4 protein-coding genes are annotated in these 3788 nt (G+C 69.8%); all 4 read left to right on the forward strand.

Annotated features, from left to right (window positions below; translation table 11 throughout):
• The coding region (locus tag AB0442_RS41955; RefSeq protein WP_366168395.1) for an integrase core domain-containing protein at window positions 1-129 on the forward strand (129 nt) is incomplete at its 5' end.
• Between the two features lie 260 nt (window positions 130-389).
• Entirely contained in the window at window positions 390-1052 is a 663-nt protein-coding gene (locus AB0442_RS41960; protein WP_366168776.1) for a hemerythrin domain-containing protein, read from the forward strand.
• 929 nt (window positions 1053-1981) lie between these two features.
• Window positions 1982-2869 (forward strand): LysR family transcriptional regulator, encoded by an 888-nt coding sequence (locus tag AB0442_RS41965; RefSeq protein ID WP_366168777.1) that lies wholly within the window; start codon window positions 1982-1984, stop codon window positions 2867-2869.
• A gap of 82 nt (window positions 2870-2951) precedes the next feature.
• Window positions 2952-3137: a transposase gene (locus AB0442_RS41970; protein WP_366168778.1), complete on the forward strand. Its 186-nt coding sequence runs from the start codon at window positions 2952-2954 to the stop codon at window positions 3135-3137.
• Window positions 3138-3788: the final 651 nt, after the last annotated feature.

Consider the following 3788-nt stretch of genomic DNA (forward strand, 5'->3'; position numbering starts at 1 on the left):
CTGGAGCTGTTCCGCTGGCTCTCGTACTACAACCGGCGCCGACGGCACTCCAGCCTCGGCTACCGCACTCCGATCGAGTTCGAGCGGCACCTCACTACAACGCGTACGCTGACACTCGTCGCGGCATGAACCGGTGTCCACTCCCCGGGAGCAACCTCACCGCAAGAGCACATGGGACCTGGTGCACGGTGCAATCGCCCCTGCCCCTGCCCCGGCCTCCGCCGATCCCGGCCCCTCACAGCGATAACCGCCGGGTTATGGCTCGGTCGCCACTTCGGCGTTGATCACCCCACCGGCGCGGAGGAGGCTGATGCACGCCCGGGACGGCGGATGCCGTCACCTCTCCGTACGGGCCCCGCCCGGCCGCCGGCACCAAGAGTAGGAGCAAGGTGAGCGACAGGCTCGACATGACTGTGACCCGCACGGTGCACAACGCACTGCGAAGGGAGCTGCGCCACCTCGCCCACGCCGTCGCCCATCACCGCCCCGCCGCCCGGCCCGACCTGAGGTCGGCCCCGGGCTGGCACCTGTTCATCACCGCTCTGCACGTCCACCAGAGCGCCGAGGACGACGCCCTGTGGCCGCCACTGCGCCGCGCCCTGGCCGGCCGTCCCCTCGACCTGACCCGTGTCGAGGCGATCGAGGCCGAACACCGTGCCCTCTCTGCCCTCGTGGACTCGATCACCGAGGTGAGAACCGACACCGAAGCCGGACCCGGCCTCCTCCTCGACCTCACCGCCTCCCTCATCACCGGCCTCGACGGACACCTCGACCACGAGGAGTCCGCCGTTCTCCCACTGGCCCAGGCTCTCCTCACCCAGGACCAGTGGGACGACTTCGAACGCGCCCACGCCCATCGGATCGGGTCCGCCGCGCCCCGGCTCATGCCATGGCTCCTGCACGGCCTCGACGACCGGACCATCACCGCCCTTCTGGCCCAGCTCTTCCCCCGGTTCACGCGGCACACGTACACGCACCACTGGCAACCCGCATTTGCGCGGCTCGACCTCTGGGGAACCCGGGGCGAGATCCCCGCCGCCCTGCGAACCTGAGTCCCGTACCACCGGCGCCCGCCGGCCGCAGTCCACCAGCCGCATCCACGTTCCCTCGCACCGCACACCCGCAAAGGCCCGCATGCTGGCCCCCACGCCTCCAACAAGCAGCCGTTGTCGGGCTTCCACCCATATCCGGCCCGACGACCGGACGGGTCGCGATTCCGGCGTCCGCGCCGATCGCTAGTGCGCGAGGCCATCGACTATGTCGACCAGGCGATCAAGGCGACAGCGCCGCGACGGCCGATCCTGGTCGGCTGATCCCGAGTGCGACGATCGCGGCCTGCTACGCGGCGGAGCCCCGCACCCGGTCAGCGGGCTGATCCTCGTCGACGGCACCCACCCGCTCGCCCCGCTCGACGAATCAGGCACGGCCGAACCTCCGGGCCGCGGCTGCCTTACCCGGGCCCCGTCCCTGCTCGGCAAACCCACCGCGACGCCACCACGGCCGGGGGCGCAAACCGCCCTCGCAACCGACGAAGTCAACGACCGACTCACCACAGACTTCACGGCCCCGCGCTGCCCGACCGGGTGCGCCATCAGCGGCAACCGCATCCCGGTACGTCACCGGAGCGCACACACAGGAACCGCACTGCCGCCGAACAGGCCGCGACCGGCAACCCAGGTCACCGTCTTCGCCACCACGGCCGGCCACCCCGCGAGGACCCTCACCCGCGATACCGGCCTCGCCGGCGCGATCGACGAGGTCGCCCGGCGCCGACGACATTCATCACCCTCTGCTGAACCCGCCCGCACCGCAACAGACCGCGTCCTTCTGAGCCCCACTCACGCAGACCTGCCCGCACCCGCCCCACCACCGGCTGCTCCGCTCCTGACGCTGTAACATCCTCTCCTCCCTGTACAGCCGCCCGCGTATACTTCTGCGGCTCGACGACCGTGGGGGATGTCGGGAGGAGCACGGGGGCGTCATGGAACTGCGGGACATCGAGATCTTCCTAATGCTGGCCGAGGAGTTGCACTTCGGCCGGACTGCCGAGCGGCTCAGGGTCTCCCAGGCCCGGGTCAGCCAGGTCATCAGCAAGCAGGAGCGGCGTCTGGGGGCCGCCCTGTTCGACCGCACCAGCCGTACCGTGCGGCTGACCGACGTCGGCCGCCAGCTGCGTGACGACCTGCAGCCGGTCTACGTGGGCCTGCACGAGTCCCTGGAACGGGCCCGGCTCGCCGCCCGCGGCGTCACCGCCCGGCTCAGGGTGGGCATGATGCCGTTCAACATCGTCGACCTGCACCTCTACTGGAAGGAGTTCCGGTCGCGGAACCCGCAGTGGGAACTGGAGGTCCGCCAACTGGTCTATCCGGATCCTTTCGGCCGGCTCCGCAACGGCGACTTCGACGTGCTCGTCGTCTGGCTGCCGGTGGAGGAACCGGACCTCACCGTCGGCCCGGTCCTGATGACCGACCCCCGCATCCTCGCCGTCGCCGCCGACCACGAGATCGCAGGGCGGACCTCGGCGCGACTGGAGATGTTCGCCGACTTCCAGCACCCCATGCCGCCCTCCATCCCCGAATACTGGGAAGAGAGCTACCTGCCCTTCCACACCCCCCGCGGCCGGACCATCGAACGCGGCTCGCACGTGACCAACGCGGAGGACCTCATCAACCGGGTCGGCATGGGCGAGATCATCCACGGCTTTCCCAGCCACGTCACCCGCTACTGGGGCATGCCCAACATCCGCTGGATCCCCATCCCCGACCTCGCCACCCTCTCCTACGCCCTCGTCTGGCGGACCGACACCGAGAACGAACCGATCCGCGCCCTCGCCACCACGGTCCGTGAACTGGGGGCGTACCGGTTCTGACATCCTGGGCTTGATTCGCTTTGACGGACACTCCTGATCAGGGGCTTCGGCCCCAGTAAGGATGATGTCCATCATGGAGAGCATGGGGAAGAAGAAGCCGAGGCCCAGACGCTCGTTCACGCCTGAGTTCAAGGCCGAGACCGTCGACTTGTGCCAGCGAGGCGACCGGTCCATCGGTCAGGTCGCGAAGGACTTCGACCTGACCGAGACCGCGGTGCGCGACTGGATCCGTCAGCCGAGGTCAACGCTGGCGAACGGGACGGCCTGACCAGCGACGAGCGCGAGGAACTGGCCCGACTACGGCGGGAGAACCTGAAGGGTGTCTTTACTGCCGTACATCGTCTGACCAGCGGCTTTCCGGGCGGTCGGGTTTCGGGCATGATCACTGGGCGTGGGTCTGCGACTGCTGTACTTGATCTTCTGCCGGCTGCTGGGCTGGCTGACACTCCTCCGCTGCCGACAGGGCCGAGATCCTCGCCCTGCGCCATGAGGTCGCCGTGCTGCGCCGACGGATCGGGCGGCCGCAGATGTCCTGGGCCGACCGCGCGGTGCTCTGCGCTCTCGCACGCCATCGGCCGTCCGCCCTGCGCGGGCACCGGCTGGTCACCCCGGGCACGTTGCTGGGCTGGCACCGACGGCTGGTGCGTTGGAAGTGGCGCCAGCCACCGGGCAGGTCCGGCCGGCCACCGCTGCCCGAAGAGATCGTCGCGCTCATCCGGCGCCTCGCCACGCAGAATCCGGCCTGGGGGGTACGTCAGGATCCAGGGCGAGCTGCGACGGCTCGGCCACCGGGTCGCCGCTGCCACCATCGGTCGCATCCTGCCTCGCTCCGGCCTGCCACCCGCTCCACCGCGCGCCTCCCGGCAGTCCTGGCGCACCTTCCTCCGCTCCCAGGCCCACACGCTTCTCGCCTGCGACT

The organism is Kitasatospora sp. NPDC085895, from assembly GCF_040702125.1.
GTDB classification, from domain to species: Bacteria; Actinomycetota; Actinomycetes; order Streptomycetales; family Streptomycetaceae; genus Kitasatospora; species Kitasatospora arboriphila.

What these genes read in the sequence shown, in the direction of transcription:
- AB0442_RS41965 (WP_366168777.1), top strand. Translation starts at nt 1,982, where the DNA reads ATGGAACTGCGGGACATCGAGATCTTCCTAATGCTGGCCGAGGAGTTG.
- AB0442_RS41970 (WP_366168778.1), top strand. Translation starts at nt 2,952, where the DNA reads ATGGGGAAGAAGAAGCCGAGGCCCAGACGCTCGTTCACGCCTGAGTTC.